Source organism: Pseudoalteromonas sp. Isolate6 (genome assembly GCF_022398435.1).
Taxonomy (GTDB): Bacteria; Pseudomonadota; Gammaproteobacteria; order Enterobacterales; family Alteromonadaceae; genus Pseudoalteromonas; species Pseudoalteromonas galatheae.
Map to the genome: position 1 here is coordinate 1 of NZ_JAKEVK010000110.1, position 17,131 is coordinate 17,131.

Genomic DNA, 17,131 nt, shown 5'->3' on the forward strand with positions numbered 1-17,131 from the left:
CAATTTCAAATACTTTGAGATCGACTAAAAATACATCTAAAGTTGATTTTCACGGTTTAAAAAGCAGCCATTTCGTGCTTTGCTATTGGCAACTGCGATTTGGTTGTTTAGAATCGAAGGAAATTAACAGGTCAGACCTGTCAGCGGGAGAGCAAAATTCATGTCTGAACAAAACATACTAAAAACATCAAAAGGCGACCGAATCGCTATCGTGAGCGGCCTGCGTACGCCATTCGCAAAGCAAGCTACCGCTTTTCATCACGTTCCAGCCCTAGACTTAGGTAAAATCGTCGTCAACGAGATGCTTGAGCGTTTAAATTTCGATCGTAAAGAAATCGACCAACTGGTATTCGGCCAAGTTGTACAAATGCCGGAAGCACCTAACATTGCGCGTGAAATCGTGCTTGGCACTGGCATGCCAGTTTCTGTTGACGCTTACTCTGTATCACGTGCATGCGCAACCAGTTTCCAAGCGATTGCTAACGTTGCAGAGAGCATTATTTCGGGCCAAGTGAGTGTTGGTGTTGCTGGTGGTGCGGACTCTTCATCAGTGTTACCGATTGGCGTGAGCAAAAAGCTTGCAGGTAGCCTTGTTGACTTGAACAAAGCACGTACGCTTAAGCAACGTTTACAGATTTTCTCAAAGCTAAGACTCAAAGATTTACTGCCAGTGCCACCTGCAGTTGCGGAATATTCGACAGGCTTATCAATGGGGCAAACCGCTGAGCAAATGGCTAAGACTCACGGGATCAGCCGTGCAGATCAAGATGCGATGGCGCACCGCTCACATACCTTAGCCGCAAAAGCATGGTCAGAAGGCTTATTAAACAATGAAGTGATGGCTGCCCATGTTGAGCCATACAAAAGCTTTATTGATAAAGATAACAACATCCGTGAAAACTCCTCATTGGAAAGCTACGCCAAGTTAAAGCCTGTATTTGACAGACAGCACGGCTCAGTAACAGCAGCAAATGCAACGCCACTGACCGATGGTGCAGCGGCAGTATTAATGATGAGCGAAAGCAAAGCCAAAGCGCTTGGCTACGATATCTTAGGTTATGTGCGTAGTTTCGCCTTCTCTGCAATCGGCGTACACGAAGATATGTTGATGGGTCCTGCACATTCAACGCCTATAGCACTTGACCGAGCGGGTATTACACTTGCTGATCTTGACCTGATAGAAATGCATGAAGCTTTCGCAGCGCAAGCGCTGTCCAATATGAAAATGTTTGGCTCAGACAAATTCGCGCAAGAAAAACTTGGTCGCAGTAAAGCAATTGGCGAAATCGACATGGATAAGTTTAACGTGCTTGGTGGCTCACTTGCATATGGTCACCCATTCGCCGCAACTGGCGCACGCTTGATCACGCAAAGCCTACATGAGCTTAAGCGCCGTGGCGGTGGTCTTGCATTGACAACTGCCTGCGCTGCAGGTGGTCTTGGAGCAGCATTCGTATTGGAGAGCGCATAATGTCAGTATTTTCTTATGAATTAAACGACCATAAAGTCGCCATCGTTACAATCGACGTACCGGGCGAAAAGATGAACACCCTACGTGATACATTTGCTGATGAATTATTAGAGATCATCGCAAAGAGTAAACAAGATGATGTAACGGGTATGGTTTTTATCAGTGGTAAAGACGATAACTTTATCGCTGGTGCAGACATTAAAATGCTGGATAGCGCTAAAACCCGCGAAGATGCGTTAGCGATTTCGGAAATGTGCCATAAAACCTTCTTTAAATTGGCAGATTTACCATTCCCAACTGTTGCGGCGATCCACGGCGTAGCGCTTGGTGGTGGTTTAGAGTTTGCGCTGGCTTGTGATTATCGTGTATGTAGTGAAGACAGCAAGACTAAACTGGGTCTTCCTGAAGTACAGCTTGGTCTATTGCCAGGCGGTGGTGGTACACAGCGCCTACCGAAATTAGTTGGTATTCAAAAAGCACTTGAATGGATGCTAACTGGTAAGCAAGTTCGACCTAAACAAGCGAAAAAAGCGGGCCTAGTTGACGATTCCGTGCCGCACAGTATTTTGCTCGACGTAGCGGTGAAGCTTGCTAGAAAAGGTAAGCCTAAGCCTCGCAAACCGAAATTGGACAAAGTTAGCCAGTTGCTAGAGTCTAACCCGTTCGGACGTAATATCATTTTCAAAAAAGCACAAGAAAATGTTGAGAAAAAAACGGGTGGTCACTATCCAGCGCCAATCGCTATCATTAAAGCGGTACGCGCATCTGTAGAGCTAGACAAGCTTAAAGGTTATAAAACCGAAGCTGAGGGTTTTGCTGATTTAGTGATGTCAGAAGTATCGCGCTCGTTACGTGGAATTTTCTTTGCGACAACGGAAATGAAAAAGGATTTCCAAGGTGAAGATCTTGCTCCTGTGAAGCGTGTTGCAGTGCTAGGTGGTGGCTTAATGGGCGCGGGTATTACCCATGTTAGTGCGGTTAAAGCAGGCACTCCGGTACGTATTAAAGATGTTGCGCATCAGGGCATTAGCAACGCATTAAATTACAGCTATAAGATCCTAACGCAACGCCAAAAGCGTCGTATTATTTCAAAGGCAGAGATGCAGTCAACTTTGAATATGATCACGGGGACAACAGATTACTCTGGTTTTAAACACACAGACATGGTCATTGAAGCCGTATTTGAAGACCTAGACCTTAAACAGTCGATGGTGGCGGATATTGAACGCGAATGTAGTGAAAGTACAATATTTGCAAGTAATACGTCATCATTACCAATCGGCCAAATCGCCGCAAAAGCGACGCGTCCTGAAAACGTAATTGGTTTGCATTATTTCTCACCAGTAGAAAAAATGCCACTGGTGGAGATCATTCCGCACGACACCACCAGTGATGAGGTTATTGCGCGCACTGTGGCTTTTGCCCGTAAGCAGGGTAAAACCCCAATCGTCGTAAAAGACAAAGCTGGTTTTTACGTAAACCGTATTCTGGCACCTTATGTCAACGAAGCGGCAAATCTTTTGCTTGCCGGTGAGCCGATAGAAAAAATCGATCAAGCCTTGGTTGAGTTTGGTTTCCCTGTTGGTCCTCTTGCGCTTCTTGATGAAGTAGGTGTAGACATTGGTTCTAAGATAGCGCCAATCCTAGAAAAAGAATTAGGTGCTCGCTTTAAGGCGCCGGATGCTTTTGCACGTATGATAGATAGCAAACGTCTAGGTCGCAAATCTGGTCGTGGTTTCTACACCTATGAAGGTAAAAAAGGCAAGCAAGTGGACGAGTCAGTCTATGAGTTACTCGGTGTCACGCCTTCTCCTAAATTGAATAAACAAGAAATTGCGAACCGCTGCGTTGCACAGATGCTCAATGAGGCTGCGCGCTGTCTTGATGAAGGTATTATTCGTAATGCAAGAGATGGCGATATTGGTGCTATTTTTGGCATTGGTTTCCCTCCATTCTTAGGCGGTCCATTTAGTTATATGGACAAAAAAGGCGCCAATAAGGTGTGTTCAGAGCTATCAACATACGCAGCTGACAACCCTGTGTTTACGCCTGCGGAGCCGCTACTTGCAATGGCCGAAGAAGGCAAAGCTTATTACGAGTAATGATGCCAATGTATCTTAATACTCGTTAGTGAAAATATCCTATCTGTAAGCCGCTGTAATGCGGCTTTTTTCGTTCTCTAGTCTAGACTTAATCGCTGTAATAGCATGTAACTTTTATATTATCGACATGGATTCTACAGCACCTAGACGGACTTTAATTTCTTCTTTTGCTTACTGCTCGCTAGGATTTGCTGAATTGGGACAGTAGAGTAGATGAATAGACGTATTTTTTTGCAGATTATTGGATTAGTTATTTTTACTATTTTGGTGAGCAGTGGTCTAGTTTATTGGTCTACTTTGTTAAACCACTCCATTTCTTCATTTCATCAGTCATGGCAATCAGAGACTGAAGTTGCAATTAGACGTGCTGAATTGTTATCTGAGCTGGAGCGTAGCTTTGGCTACAACGGCTTTATTCATCACTTCAAAAATTATGTACTGCGCCAAGATGAGAATTATTACGAGCAAGCTTTAGCTGATGTTGAAGCAACCAAAACAACAATTCTGAAGTTGCAAAGTACGGCGCTAAGCAGCCAAGAGACAAAGGCATTAGCTGCTATTCAATACACTTTTGATAAATATACACAAATGCTCGCACTTGCTAAGTCAAAATTCACATCGAGAAGGTTGAGCTCTGAGGTTGTGGACAGCTTAGTGGAAGTGGATGATACGAACGCTGAAGCTGCATTTAATTATTTGCGTAAGTCGATTGGAGAGAAATTTGCGCTTGCAAAGCAAAACCAAACGGTAAAGCTCGATCAAACCCAAGAATTGAGTAACACCGGTGTGTTGTTGTTGCTTCCAATAGTCTTGTTATTTGCTTGCTTAAACATTTTTACGCTCATTTTTGTGGTTAAACTGATCAACGAAAAAAGAAAGTTATTCAACTCTACTCCCGATGCCATTTTATATTGTGATAAAGACGGTAGGCTTAAAGAAGTCAATAAGGCCTGTACTGATTTATTTGGCTATCAGCCTCAAGAGCTATTAGGTATGCAGCTTGAAGACCTCGTTCCGGAGCGGTGTACCGGTAGACACGTCGTGGACACAGAGAAATTCCTAAGCACTTCTACGATGCGCCGAGTGACGCATGATGGACTTAAAATTTTAGGGCGGCACCAATCAGGAGTGGAGATCCCAGTGGACATCGAGTTATCCACTGTGTCTGTCTCTAAAAATGATGTTTTTATTGCGGTGATCCGAGACTTACGTCAAGAGCAAGAATTGAAGAACCGTGCTGAACTGGACTTCTTAACTCAGGTTATGAATCGCAGAAAGATAGAAGCGCTATTGAAAGAAGAAGTGCAGCGGGCCATTCGCTATCATCGAGCGCTATCGCTATTGGTAATCGATGTTGATCATTTTAAACAATTAAATGACACCGCGGGACACCAAGATGGTGATAATGCATTGAAAGAAGTTGGACAGTTTCTAGGTGAGCAAGCACGCCCAAGCGATCATATTGGACGATGGGGCGGTGATGAATTTGTGATTATCTGCCCTGAAACTCGGCCAGATGCCGCGCTTAACTTTGCACAACGACTGGTACATGAATTTACTCGCTTCACCAGTTTTGGACTGACATTCAGCATTGGCGTGGCGGGATACGAGCTTATCGGTGAAAGCTTTAATCACAAACGATGTTTTGAAGAAGCTGACTTAGCCCTCTATGAGTCGAAAAACGGAGGTCGAGATCGTGCTTCGCTTTATATCGCGCCACGCAGCTCTTTGGACAAAAAGGCATAGTCTAAGACGAGATCTTTTACTTTAGCCGCTAAAAACCTTACAATTTGCGCCCAGTTTAGACTTGTGGCGGATGTTGATGCATAAAATAGAAGACCTCATTGCTGTTTTTAATGGGCTATTCCTGCACACGCTCAACACTGAGTTGGTAGTGGGTGATGACGAACCTATCTATCTACCTGCAAATGGATCTTACCCTCATCATCGCATTATTTTTGCTCATGGCTTTTATGCCAGTGCTTTGCATGAAATTGCACATTGGCTTGTTGCGGGTGAAGCGCGTCGGCAACTCGAAGATTACGGCTACTGGTATTGTCCTGATGGACGAGATAAAGCGCAGCAACTCGAATTTGAAAAAGTTGAAGTGAAACCGCAGGCTATTGAGTGGGTGTTAAGCGTCGCTGCTGGTTTTTCATTTAATGTTTCCGTTGATAACCTTAACGGTGAGCAAACTTGCCGTTTTAGCTTTCAACAACGGGTTCATCAGCAAGTGCTAGCGTTATTAGAAAGCGGGTTTAATACCAGAACGACTCAACTACTCAAGGCATTAAGTCATTTTTATAATACGCCTTGGCCTTTATGCCTGCAGCAATTTAACTGGGATATCCCGACAGAGCTAAGCATGGAGTTTAACAATGCAATTTAAGCTTGGACTTATCATCAACCCTTTAGCTGGGCTTGGTGGCAGCGTTGCACTAAAAGGTAGCGATGGCGCAGAAACAGCTCAACAAGCATTGGCGTTAGGTGCAGAGCCTCGCGCTAATCAGCGAGCAAAAACGGCTTTAACACAACTGCTTCCACATCAAGAAAACATCGAAATATTTACTGTTAACGGTGAGATGGGGGAGCGTACGGCAAAAGAACTGGGTTTTAACACCCAAGTGATTTACCACAGTCAAAGCACAGCAACGCGTCCTGAAGATACTGAGACGGCAGCGCAAATGATGCAGCAGCTCGGTGTCGATTTGATTTTGTTTGCAGGTGGCGATGGTACCGCCCGTAACATTTGCCACGCCGTGGGTGATTCATGTCCTGTACTTGGGATCCCGGCGGGGTGCAAAATTCATAGTGGGGTATACGCGATAACGCCAAAAGCAGCTGGTAGAGTCGTTGAACTTTTGGTTACCGGAGAGCTTGTCTCTATAGGTGAAGCCGATGTAATGGACATCGATGAAGCTGCATTTCGTGAAGGTACGGTGCGCGCTAAGCGATTTGGTGAAATGCAAGTGCCGACCGAACTGAGATATGTGCAAGCGGTGAAAAACGGTGGCAAAGAAAGCGATGAACTGGTGTTGGCTGATATCGCTGCCTATGTAGTTGCCGAGATGGACGAAGATGAAACCTACATTATGGGGTCTGGTTCCACCGTTGCGGCTGTGATGGAAGAGATGGGGCTTGACAATACGCTACTCGGTGTTGATGTTGTAAGGGATCAAGCGCTGATCGCGCAAGATCAAACCGCGCAGCAATTGTTGTCGCTTGCTGATGATAAAACAAAGCTAGTGATCACATTAATTGGTGGTCAAGGACATATTTTTGGCCGCGGTAATCAGCAGCTAAGCCCTAACCTCATTAAAAAAGTCGGCAAAGATAATATTATCCTTATCGCCACAAAATCGAAATTAAAGGCCTTAAATGGTCGTCCTTTAATTGCGGATACCGGGGACGAACAACTTGATGAGTCCTTAGCTGGATTTATTAAGGTGATCACTGGATTCAATGACCATGTAATGTATGCCATAGGCCATCAAGAATAATTTAGGAATAAATATGTCTTTAGTAGAATATGTAGAGAAAGCGCAGCAGTTTTTTGATGAGCTTGTTGATAGAGCGAGTGACGATGAGCTGTTTGCTGGCGGCTATTTACGCGGTCACTTCGACTTAGCGGTAGGCTATGCACAAGTAGAGGAAGCGGACCTTTCAATTGATGAGTTAAATGCCAAAGTTGAAAGCAGCCTAGTAAAAGCATACCGAAATGGAGAGCTAAATGACGATGACAAAGCACATGTGGTCTCTATTTGGGAGCAGGTGCAAAATCTAAAATAACCGCACCTCGGCCGAGTGTAGCAGGTGCTAGAAGTCTAATTTCCATCTGCTACTCAGCCTCATTTGGCATTACATCAAAAATCGCCAATATATAAATAACAGCGCAAAGCCCACTAAATAAACCAGCCCCAGTCCTGTTAGAGCCTTAGTATAAATTGGTTGACTGCGATAGATCTCACCTTTCACTAATCCTAAATTCATCCAAGCAAAGATAGGAGTAGTGACAAACGCTGAGCTCATGGCAAACATCAGCATACTTTTTAAGTCGGCCTTAAAAAATAGCACCACGGCCATACCGAGAGTCGCTTGCAGTAGCAGAATAAGCGTGTAACTCTTTTTCGTTGTGTTAGGTCGCAACAGTTGAAGTGACTCATTGAGCACTCGGGAATAGCCGTCTAACACTGTGATTGTTGTCCCAAACATACACAAAAATGCGACGCCGGCAATTAACCATCGGGCCCACTCACCAATCGTGTTGGCATACATATCAATCAGCTGCTGTGAGAATGCGACGCCAGCAAGCTCCACGGGTTTATCTTGGCCGTATTGCATTAGCATACCCAGTAAGCAAAATACGACCGCCAGGCCCATCGTTACAAAATATCCTACTTTGAAATCCAGTAAAATTTGGCTACTTGTTAGTGGTTGTTTAGCCATCTTTGTTTTTAGCCAAGAGGAATTAATGGCTGAAATCTCGATTGGTGCGGGCATCCAACCCATTAAGGCAACTAAAAAGCCTAGTAGCGCAATGTCGTAGGGAGAAATCGGATTAGTTGGGGCTGGGTGAGCTGGTCCATTGTTAACCGCAATAGCAAGTGCCATGAGCGTGGAAATGGTCAAGATTATCATCACCCATTTGCTCGTTACATCGAGTATTTTGTAGTGCCCAACTAGCAAAATTGCCAAGCAGCTTGTTAAAAGTATAAAGCTTAACAGTTCAGTATCTATTGAAAATGGCAGCGAGTAACTTAAGAGGCTTGCAGTAAGTAATAGCACTCCTGCGGTATTTACAATGGCAGCGAAAATATTGAGCAGTACAAAAACTTTAAATCCAAAGCGGTAATGCGCGTGATAACCTTCGACAACAGTATGCTTAGAGTGGCTTGTGTACTCTACAGCATATTTAAAAAAGGGATACTTGAGCAAATTTACGACGACAACCAGCCAAATCAACTGACTACCAAACAGTGCTCCTGCTTGAGTGGATGAAACGAGGTGCGAGCCGCCTATCGCAGCAGTTGCCATTAATATTCCAGGTCCAAATATAGCAAATTTATCTTTAAGAGATAGCAGCGCTGGCAATGTAAATTCCTTAAGTTATTGTTATTCTATTGCCAATCAGTCTACGAAGTTTTAAGAATTGCCGCAATACCACGTCACAGCAAACTCAAAAGGTAGTGCGAGATTGCAATTATAGGCCTGCTAATTCGCTACTTCATCTAATTCTAGAAAGTACTCTTCTAAATCTTCTTTAATATCTTGGTAATCGTCTTCATCTAAATTCAAAACTCTTAACACATCGGCCTTCATTAGATGCCAATCAGGTGCCGCAACAAAACGCTTATTGATATGAACAAAGTTTTCCGCCATTTTTAAAGCAGCAAAGGCCAACTTTTGTTCTTCATCTTTGCAGCTACTCAAAAATTCGGGGTCATGGTGGCATAAAATCATCTGACAAATACTCTGTGGCAAATTCCAAGAGGCTGCAAGAAAGTAGCCGATAATGGCATGGTTGGTTCCGTATTTTTCTTCTTCGTGGTCTACTAATAACTTGTCGTAGTCTTTGTTGGCTGCAATGAGCGTTTCCATATAATCTGGGTAATTTACCGCCATAGCAGCTATTCCCGCATCGTGAAATAGACCAAGTAAGTGCAAGTTTTCGATAGGGACACGTGATTTGAGTTTATTGCCAATCACCATGATGCTATCTGCGATGTCTGAAGCGTTATCCCAAAATCGCTCTAAACTAATACAGCATGTGCGTTGATGAAAGGTTTGTTTGAGCAAAAAGCCTGTTACCAAAGTACTGACAGAATCTAGGCCAAGAAAAACCACAGCCTGTTTTACATCCGTTACTGTTCTTGCCAAGCCGTATAAGGGCGAGTTGATTATTTTTAGCACCGCAGCTGAGGTACTGACATCATGAGCGATGATAGAAGCGATATCGTTCAGATCGGGATCTGATGTAGCAAGTGCTGCTTGCAATTCGCTTATCAGGGCAGGCTTGGGCGGTAAGTTGAAACCATGTTTGACGTCAGCTAATACTTTGTCATCTAGATCTATCATCTACACATCCTTAATACTGGGTATATAAAAAGCATAGCTTAAATTCTTGATTGAACACTGACTTGAGGTCAAAAATACCAAGTCGATTACTAATTCGGCAAAGTGCATCGTCAATGGGCACGTTTTCTTGCTTAACATGTAAATATTAAGTTATGGTTAAGCAATTTTTTTCTTAGGGCAATGGTATGCACGAAACACAACAAGCGAACTCGCAAAATTCTGCGATCACCCGTTTTCTTAACGGGATAGAGCGGGTGGGGAATAAACTCCCCGATCCTGCAATCATTTTCTTATCAGCAATGTTGCTGATCTGGCTATTATCTTGGTTATTTTCAGGCGTAGAATTTAGCGCTATCGATCCGAGAACCAATCAGGCGATTGTCGTCCACAATTTATTAGACCCAAATGCGCTTGCTGGGTTTATGGCGACGATGGTGAAAACCTTCACGGGGTTTGCGCCATTAGGCGTGGTGCTAGTTGCTATGCTAGGTGTGGGTGTCGCTGAACATTCTGGCTATATAAATACTGGCCTTAAAATCATGCTTAAACGCACGCCTCAGGCACTACTAACTCCTTCTATTATTCTTATCGCTATTGTAAGTCACACGGCGACAGATGCTGGGTATGTGTTAGTTATCCCACTTGCTGGTGTTATTTTCTATGCGATGGGAAGACATCCTCTTGCGGGTATTGCAGCGGCATTTGCTGGCGTAAGCGGTGGATTTAGTGCGAACTTTATTCCTTCAGGTATCGATCCGTTACTACAAAGCTTTACCCAAAGTGCGGCACAGATCATCGATCCAGAAATTGCGATTAACCCACTAAATAACTGGTTTTTCACTTCGGCATCGAGTCTATTCATTGTACTTTTAGGTTGGTATATCACTGATAAAATCATTGAGCCAAGACTAAAGGCGACAGAAGTTGACGGTGATACAGATAGCTTGCCTTCATTCGATGAGATCACCAGTAAAGAAAAAAAAGGCTTTGTGGTAGCGTCAACGGTGATGTTAGCAGGTATCGCGTTATTGGTTTATGCATCAAGCGGCGAAGACTCAGCACTACGCAGCCCGTCAGGTGCTTTAACTGACTTTAGTGCGCCGTTAATGCAATCTATTGTACCACTTATTTTTCTCCTGTTTTGGATCCCTGGTGCGGTGTACGGTTTTGTTGTCGGAACGTTCAAAACTTCAAAAGACATGATTGATGCCATGACTAAGGCTATGAATAGCATGTCTTACTATATTGTTATGGCATTTTTCTGTGCACTTTTCATCAGTGCTTTCAGTCACTCAAACTTGGGGGCACTGCTTGCCATTGAAGGTGCTCAAGTATTAAAAGCTTTGGCGCTTCCAAGCTATGTTACAGTGATTGGTATCATCTTTCTCACGGCATTTGTAAACCTATTTGTGGGGTCAAGCTCTGCAAAGTGGGCGTTATTGGGGCCAATTTTTGTTCCAATGTTAATGCAATTGGGTATCTCACCCGATTTGACACAAGCGGCTTATCGCGTTGGTGATTCTGGCTCAAATATCATCACTCCACTTATGCCTTACTTCCCGCTAGTTGTGGTTTACTGCCAGAAATACGTTAAGTCTACAGGGATAGGTACATTGATAGCGATGATGTTGCCTTACTCGATTGCCTTTTTGATTGGTTGGAGCATCTTCTTATTGATCTACTGGATGCTTGGCGTTCCGCTAGGTCTACAAGCGAGTTATGCATATCCGGCTGGAATGTAGTTTGAGGAATGTAACTTCAGGGGATCCTTAAAATAATGAACTCCTGATCCAAACCTTAGATTAAGTAATAAAAAGCGCTGTTCAGTGAAATAACAGCGCTTTTTATATTTTGTTATTTTGTACTACACCTTACGCGGCTTTATTGATACCCAGCCAAGAAAATGAGCGATGTAAAAACGCCTCAGCAGCCTTTTCAATGCATTCACCATGAGCAATAACAATATATTGAGGTTGCCAATCAGCCATCTTTGAAAAACAGGCTCGGGCCTGCTGCTTTCCGAATATAAATGAAGCTCGCCAGTCTATTGGGGTTTTACCATTGGGGCTAATCACCCCCGTGATTTTCGCAAGTACCTTTTTAAATCCAGAGAAGTGGTTTGGATGAAAGTTCTCAATCAAATCCGTCAAAATTAACGTACTAGTTTTTTTATGGAAGAAAACGACTTCTTCCATTACCGCGCTACCTTTAAAGATCAGCTGGTCAATATCATTTTGCCACTCTGGCTCGGCAGTGTCGCCCAGCTGGCGATGAAACTTAAGATCGGGGCGTTTTTTGTCGACACCTGGGGAAGCAAACAGAGTCGCCGTTGGGAACTTTTCCTGCCAATCACCCATAAATAGATGGTGTAGTTTATTTGGAGAAATTAGATATTTTACTTCGCCAAGTTGAGTTAATTCACAAAGCAGTCCATCCGTTAGTTTTCCGGGAGAGTGGACCCACAATTCGCCAGAAGAAAGCTTGATTATGGTACTTCGAGTGGTGTACGGCATACCAAAAAATGGTACGGCTGGGCCGTTGTAGATCCAAATGTTATGACCAATAGAAATTAATTCGCTCATCTGATTTCCTTACTCACTTTAGAATTAATGTAACTATATCAGGGAAATTTTTTGTTTGAAATATAATCAACTACAAGCTTGGATGAGATATATTTGCTTAATTGCGTTGGCCTATTATATCAATGCTTTTGGACGTAAGGTTAAGCCCCATATCTCGCCATAAAGAGTGCAACGCTTTGCTCTACAACAAAATCAGGTTTTTCCAAGTTTGTGAGGTCAAACCCATATAGCCGTGGATAAAAAATGAAAGACTTAAGTTGATATAAAAACTGTTGTGCTGCGAAAGCTTTATGTTCGATACAAAGTGCATTATTAGCAACGGCATCGGCTAAAAACTTTTCTAGATAACGCATACAGCCAACTTTACTATTATTGAAATGTGCCGCCAACGTAGGGTCTTGTAATAATTCGATAAATGCCACGCGTGCTACTTTGATAAATGGTTCTGAGGTGAGGAGTCTGACTTCCCGCGAAGCGATTTCTTGTAATTGGTTTGCAACAGGGATATCAGATCGATATTGATAAATATCACCTTGGTCAACTTGAAGCAGCATGTGTTCAAGTACACTATACAGCAGCAACTCCTTAGTCTCAAAGTGATTATAGATAGTTCGTTTAGACACCTCTGCGTGCTTTGCGATAAGATCCATACTGGTATTTTGAGCGCCATTTTGAGCAAATAACTGCTGGGCAGCCTCCAGAATTTGCAGCCTTTTTCTCTCTGATTGTTTCATTTTTTCTATTACATACAAGGGAATATCTAAATGTTGATATCCTACATTCTAGCAAACCTAGAATATATTACACTACTTAGTTTACTTTTTATTTTTGGTGTGTAGACTACACTGTGTAGTTTACCTTTTGGTGGTGATATGAAAAAACGAATATGGTTTGGATTGATTGTAGTCTTGTTGATAGGGGGAGGAGGAATTATGGCTTCTAGTTTAAATGCTGCGGTAAACCAAAGTGGGTATTCATCGACTCAGTTTAGTAATGGTAAGTTTCATAATATTCACGAAACGAATAAAGCGAGTTTAGGTAAGACACTGGAAATTTTCTGGCGCTTTTTTACCGAACAGAAAGTCAATGCGGTGCCGAAGGTTAACATGCCAGTGGCTGCGCTCACCGAGGCGAATTTGAAGGCGCTTTCTGAAACGCAAACTCATGTCATCAAGCTTGGACATTCATCGGTACTAGTAAAAGCGCAAGGGCAGTATCTGTTGATTGACCCTGTTTTTGCTGAACGAGCATCACCTTTTTCATTTATTGGTCCAAAGCGTTTTCATCAGCCACCCATTACCATTGAGTCATTACCTAAAATTGATAAGGTGTTGATTTCACATAACCATTACGACCACCTAGATAAGGAAAGTGTAAAGCGACTAGCAGATAGAGTGGGGGTATTTTATGTCCCTTTGGGCGTAGAAGGTGATTTGCAAAAGTGGGGAGTTCCCGCCGAGAAAATAAAGCAGTTTGACTGGTGGCAGTTTGAAGAAACCGCTGAGTTAACACTCACCTTTACACCTACTCAACACTTTTCTGGACGTGGACTTGGAGATGCAAATAAAACCCTTTGGGGAGCGTGGGCTATTCGCACAGCAGACAAAAATATCTTTTTTAGTGGAGACTCTGGTTATTTTGCTGGATTTAAGGAAATAGGTGAAAGACTTGGTCCATTTGATCTGACGCTCGTGGAAACCGGCGCCTATGATAAAGATTGGTCTGATATACACATGACGCCAGAGCAAAGCGTACAGGCCCATATAGATTTACGAGGAACGCATATGATCCCCATTCATAATGGTACTTTTGACTTAGCTTTTCACTCTTGGTTCGACCCGCTCGTTAGAGTCAAAGTTGCAGCTGAGCAAAATCAAGTGACGTTGGTAACGCCTGTTGTAGGTGAAGTGTTGACACTTTCAGAAACGCTACCAAGCCACAGCTGGTGGGAAACGCTAGTGCCTTAATATTGGTATCGTAGTAATTGAATAAGGGCTACCGTATTAGGCATACACCCTTATTCAGTATTCTGGTGTTAAGCAATCAACATTCTTAATGAAAAGGCCATAAGCAAAACAGCAAGTGCCTTTTCAACCAGGTTCATTTTGTTTATGAACCAAGCACGAGAAGGCGGAGCTGAAAATAATAAACTGACACAGATAAACCACAAGGCATTTACGCTGCACATCCAAGCGCCGTAAAAAAGTTGAACATGTAACGGAGTTCCTTGACTGACGACATTAGTTACCACGGCTAAGAAAAATAAGGTTGCTTTTGGATTGGTTGCATTTGTTAAAAAGCCTAGGCCGAACGCTTTTTTTAGTGATTGTGAACTTACTTTAACTTGAGTATTTGCTGTCTCTAGTTGAATCTTTCCTGCACTTTTAAGCAATTGAATGGCGATGTATATAAGATATGCAGCGCCAATTAATTTAGCTATTTGTAAAACCCAAGGTGAGGCCTGCATCAGTGCCCCTACACCAAGTAAGGTATATAAAATATGAACACTAAGCCCAGTGCCAATCCCCAAGGCTGTTATTGCGCCGTGTAGTCTGCCGTATTTCAGGCTCTGCCTGACTGTAATAACAAAGTCGGGGCCCGGCAAGATCACTGCGACAAAATGAATGATGGCTAATGATAAAAACTCTGGCCAATACTGCACCATATTCCGCTCCCAATATTATGTTGAATAGTTAAGAGCATTGTATTTCTATTCACANCATGAGAAGATAATAATCTAAAAATAGAAATAACTTTTGCGTGGAGCGCACAAATGGGAGTGCTATGACAACCAGTAAACATATTGAACTACTGCAAGAAATGTCGATTTTTGTTTCGGTTGTCAATACTGGCAGTTTTTCTGAGAGCGCTAGGCAGTTAGGTGTCTCGCCGTCATCGGTGAGCCGTGCCATAAAACACCTTGAACAGCAATTGGGGGTGTGCTTACTTCAGCGCACCACACGCAGCTTAAGACTGAGTGAAACAGGAAGAGCGGTGTATGAACGCTGTACTCAGCTGGAACAAGCCGCTAAAGACGTTATCTCGCTCTGTGAAAGTCATCATCAGACTGCACAAGGAGTCGTTAAAATCGCAGCGCCAAAAGCGGTCGCACATACGCTAATTCATCCAAATGTGATGGTGTTTTTAAGCGAATTTCCAAATATTGATGTTCATTTGGTGTTAGATGATAACGCACTGGACCTGATCCGAGATGAAATAGACATTCTATTTAAAATTACTAACGAACCACCGCAAGGCTTGATAGGCCGAAGCGTGATGAAAATAAACCATATATTGGCGGCGTCCCCAGAATACCTTGCAGCTCATTTTGCTCCTACCCACCCCAAAGAATTAGTACAACATAGCTGTATTGCGTTGGGAGAAACGGATGCCGATGCTAAGTGGCAATTCAGAAAAGGCACACAAAAACACACAACCCCAGTTAGCGGGCGCTATAAAGCAAATCATACTCGAGTGAGGCTAGATGCTGCGCTGCAAGGGCTTGGGATCACAAGCTTGCCTGTATTTGTCGCTAAAGATGCTTTAGCATCAGGTGAGTTGATACAGGTATTGCCTGAGTGGGATTTCGAGACGAATTATTCAGGCGAGCTGTGGATGCTATATCCATCGACTCGCCATATTCCTGCAAAGGTGAGTGTTTTTGCTGATTTTATTGTACAGCGACTCACTACGACTTGTTATTAATAGTCTCTGTTAGCTAGAGTGAAAACCGATAACTCAATGTGGCACTTGCTTGAACTTGTCTCAACTGTTCATCATCGAAGTGCCAGCTGCATGTATTTTGAGTCGCAGGGTCAATATCACAAGTAACTTTTGAATCATTGCTTAGAAAGCTTACAATCCAACGCACTTCGGTACCCAGGTGGAAGCCAGCACCGATATTATATTCAAGACCAGTGTATAAACCAGTAGCGAAGAAAGTGTCTGAGTCGATAAAATTAGGATTAACAAAAGTTGCACCAAGCTGTGCACCTAAGTATATATCTAAATTGTCTGTGAGAGGGCGTACTACCGCGCTTTGAAATAGTAGGTATTCCATTTCCACTTTATTTAGTGGGTACGCAGTAAGCTGAGTCTCTGTTTTACCATAGTAAAATCCATAACGACCTTTGGATATGTACTTGTCTACACTTACTCCCAAATGCGAGTCATCTTCTAATTCGTATGTCTGGTGGCGAGAAGTTTCGATATCATTACTGTACGTTTTACCACCGTATATTGAAACACCAAAATCTCCGTAATCTGCGGCACTGACGTTGCTAGAAACAACTAACGCCAAGATAGTCGCTAATGAAGCTGATTTCATAAAGTCTATATCCTTGAGTTGGAATAATTTTTTAGATCTGAAACCGAGTATACCAATGATGAAAGAAAATAATAACGAGGTAGGGATGATTTACTTGCATTTTTTGGGCTAGGTTTTTATTATTTAGCCGTCTGTTTGATTTGGAAAGTACTTTGCAAGTATTCTTACGTTTACTTATCACATTGTTCGTGGTGGCTACACTTAGTGGTCAAAACGAGGCTGGCTCTATGGTTGGATGTGAAATGCATGGCGCTACAAGTCATGAAATAAATCAAAGTATGCTTCAAAGTAATTTGCAACTGGCAGGCTCTCATCATCATGAAATGGTGATGGAGATGGATTGTTGTGACCCTCAGAGCGCAGCACAATGCAGCGATTGTACTTGCCCCACACATATGTGCTCCACAAATCTTGCAGCGTTTTCTCCAAGAGAATGGATAGCGCCTATTGTACTGAATAATGATAAATTGAGTTTCATAAGCGGTCAGCTTAGTGACTACCCTCGTTCTCTTTATAAACCCCCAATACTTGCTTAACCTCAGGGCAGATCTGCCTTAATTTTAAGATTTTGTAC

16 protein-coding genes are annotated in these 17,131 nt (G+C 43.0%); 10 read left to right on the plus strand and 6 right to left on the minus strand.

Annotation, left to right across the window (positions count from 1 at the left end):
- Nucleotides 1–160 precede the first annotated feature (160 nt).
- The 6 genes from fadI (at nt 161) to L1D50_RS14645 (ending at nt 7,362) form a co-directional block, all read left to right on the plus strand.
- Complete coding sequence (gene fadI, locus L1D50_RS14620) at nt 161–1,471, plus strand: acetyl-CoA C-acyltransferase FadI (RefSeq protein WP_010377724.1); 1,311 nt, start codon at nt 161–163, stop codon at nt 1,469–1,471.
- Nucleotides 1,471–3,573 (plus strand): fatty acid oxidation complex subunit alpha FadJ, encoded by a 2,103-nt coding sequence (gene fadJ, locus L1D50_RS14625; RefSeq protein WP_138583706.1) that lies wholly within the window; start codon nt 1,471–1,473, stop codon nt 3,571–3,573. Before fadI ends, fadJ begins: the two co-directional genes overlap by 1 nt.
- 213 nt (nt 3,574–3,786) lie before the next feature.
- Nucleotides 3,787–5,319 carry a sensor domain-containing diguanylate cyclase gene (locus L1D50_RS14630; protein WP_128725787.1) on the plus strand — a complete coding sequence of 511 codons (1,533 nt, stop codon included), beginning with the start codon at nt 3,787–3,789 and terminating at the stop codon, nt 5,317–5,319.
- Nucleotides 5,320–5,395: 76 nt separating this feature from the next.
- Nucleotides 5,396–5,962 carry an elongation factor P hydroxylase gene (locus L1D50_RS14635; protein ID WP_239966288.1) on the plus strand — a complete coding sequence of 189 codons (567 nt, stop codon included), beginning with the start codon at nt 5,396–5,398 and terminating at the stop codon, nt 5,960–5,962.
- Entirely contained in the window at nt 5,952–7,073 is a 1,122-nt protein-coding gene (locus tag L1D50_RS14640; protein WP_239966289.1) for an ATP-NAD kinase family protein, read from the plus strand. The genes L1D50_RS14635 and L1D50_RS14640 overlap by 11 nt, the downstream gene beginning before the upstream one ends.
- Nucleotides 7,074–7,086: 13 nt before the next feature.
- Nucleotides 7,087–7,362 (plus strand): YfcL family protein, encoded by a 276-nt coding sequence (locus L1D50_RS14645; protein ID WP_010377735.1) that lies wholly within the window; start codon nt 7,087–7,089, stop codon nt 7,360–7,362.
- A gap of 69 nt (nt 7,363–7,431) precedes the next feature.
- Here the strand turns inward: L1D50_RS14645 and L1D50_RS14650 are convergent, their stop codons facing one another.
- Both L1D50_RS14650 and L1D50_RS14655 read right to left on the minus strand, forming a co-directional pair.
- A complete protein-coding gene (locus L1D50_RS14650) occupies nt 7,432–8,664 on the minus strand; it encodes a divalent metal cation transporter (protein WP_128725784.1) in 1,233 nt (410 codons plus the stop codon).
- A gap of 120 nt (nt 8,665–8,784) precedes the next feature.
- Nucleotides 8,785–9,648 (minus strand): HDOD domain-containing protein, encoded by an 864-nt coding sequence (locus L1D50_RS14655; RefSeq protein ID WP_128725783.1) that lies wholly within the window; start codon nt 9,646–9,648, stop codon nt 8,785–8,787.
- Between the two features lie 185 nt (nt 9,649–9,833).
- Here L1D50_RS14655 and L1D50_RS14660 point away from each other — a divergent pair, with 185 nt between their 5' ends.
- Nucleotides 9,834–11,390 carry an AbgT family transporter gene (locus L1D50_RS14660; protein WP_128725782.1) on the plus strand — a complete coding sequence of 519 codons (1,557 nt, stop codon included), beginning with the start codon at nt 9,834–9,836 and terminating at the stop codon, nt 11,388–11,390.
- Nucleotides 11,391–11,519: 129 nt separating this feature from the next.
- Here the strand turns inward: L1D50_RS14660 and L1D50_RS14665 are convergent, their stop codons facing one another.
- Both L1D50_RS14665 and L1D50_RS14670 read right to left on the minus strand, forming a co-directional pair.
- Nucleotides 11,520–12,230 carry a DUF4336 domain-containing protein gene (locus L1D50_RS14665; protein WP_128725781.1) on the minus strand — a complete coding sequence of 237 codons (711 nt, stop codon included), beginning with the start codon at nt 12,228–12,230 and terminating at the stop codon, nt 11,520–11,522.
- 140 nt (nt 12,231–12,370) lie between these two features.
- On the minus strand, nt 12,371–12,964 hold the full coding sequence (locus tag L1D50_RS14670; protein WP_128725780.1) for a TetR/AcrR family transcriptional regulator: 594 nt from the start codon (nt 12,962–12,964) through the stop codon (nt 12,371–12,373).
- A 198-nt stretch (nt 12,965–13,162) separates the two neighbouring features.
- On the opposite strand from L1D50_RS14670, the gene L1D50_RS14675 reads away from it, so the two are divergent.
- The gene (locus tag L1D50_RS14675; RefSeq protein ID WP_128725779.1) at nt 13,163–14,197 is read left to right on the plus strand and encodes an MBL fold metallo-hydrolase; all 1,035 of its coding nucleotides are present in this window, start codon (nt 13,163–13,165) and stop codon (nt 14,195–14,197) included.
- 68 nt (nt 14,198–14,265) lie between these two features.
- On the opposite strand, the gene L1D50_RS14680 is transcribed toward L1D50_RS14675, so the two are convergent.
- Complete coding sequence (locus tag L1D50_RS14680; protein WP_239966290.1) at nt 14,266–14,895, minus strand: LysE family translocator; 630 nt, start codon at nt 14,893–14,895, stop codon at nt 14,266–14,268.
- Between the two features lie 119 nt (nt 14,896–15,014).
- Here L1D50_RS14680 and L1D50_RS14685 point away from each other — a divergent pair, with 119 nt between their 5' ends.
- Nucleotides 15,015–15,935 carry a LysR family transcriptional regulator gene (locus L1D50_RS14685; protein ID WP_138523760.1) on the plus strand — a complete coding sequence of 307 codons (921 nt, stop codon included), beginning with the start codon at nt 15,015–15,017 and terminating at the stop codon, nt 15,933–15,935.
- Nucleotides 15,936–15,948: 13 nt separating this feature from the next.
- On the opposite strand, the gene L1D50_RS14690 is transcribed toward L1D50_RS14685, so the two are convergent.
- The gene (locus L1D50_RS14690) at nt 15,949–16,557 is read right to left on the minus strand and encodes an outer membrane beta-barrel protein (protein WP_138523762.1); all 609 of its coding nucleotides are present in this window, start codon (nt 16,555–16,557) and stop codon (nt 15,949–15,951) included.
- A gap of 152 nt (nt 16,558–16,709) precedes the next feature.
- Here L1D50_RS14690 and L1D50_RS14695 point away from each other — a divergent pair, with 152 nt between their 5' ends.
- Entirely contained in the window at nt 16,710–17,093 is a 384-nt protein-coding gene (locus L1D50_RS14695; RefSeq protein ID WP_235956718.1) for a hypothetical protein, read from the plus strand.
- The last annotated feature ends 38 nt before the right edge of the window (nt 17,094–17,131 follow it).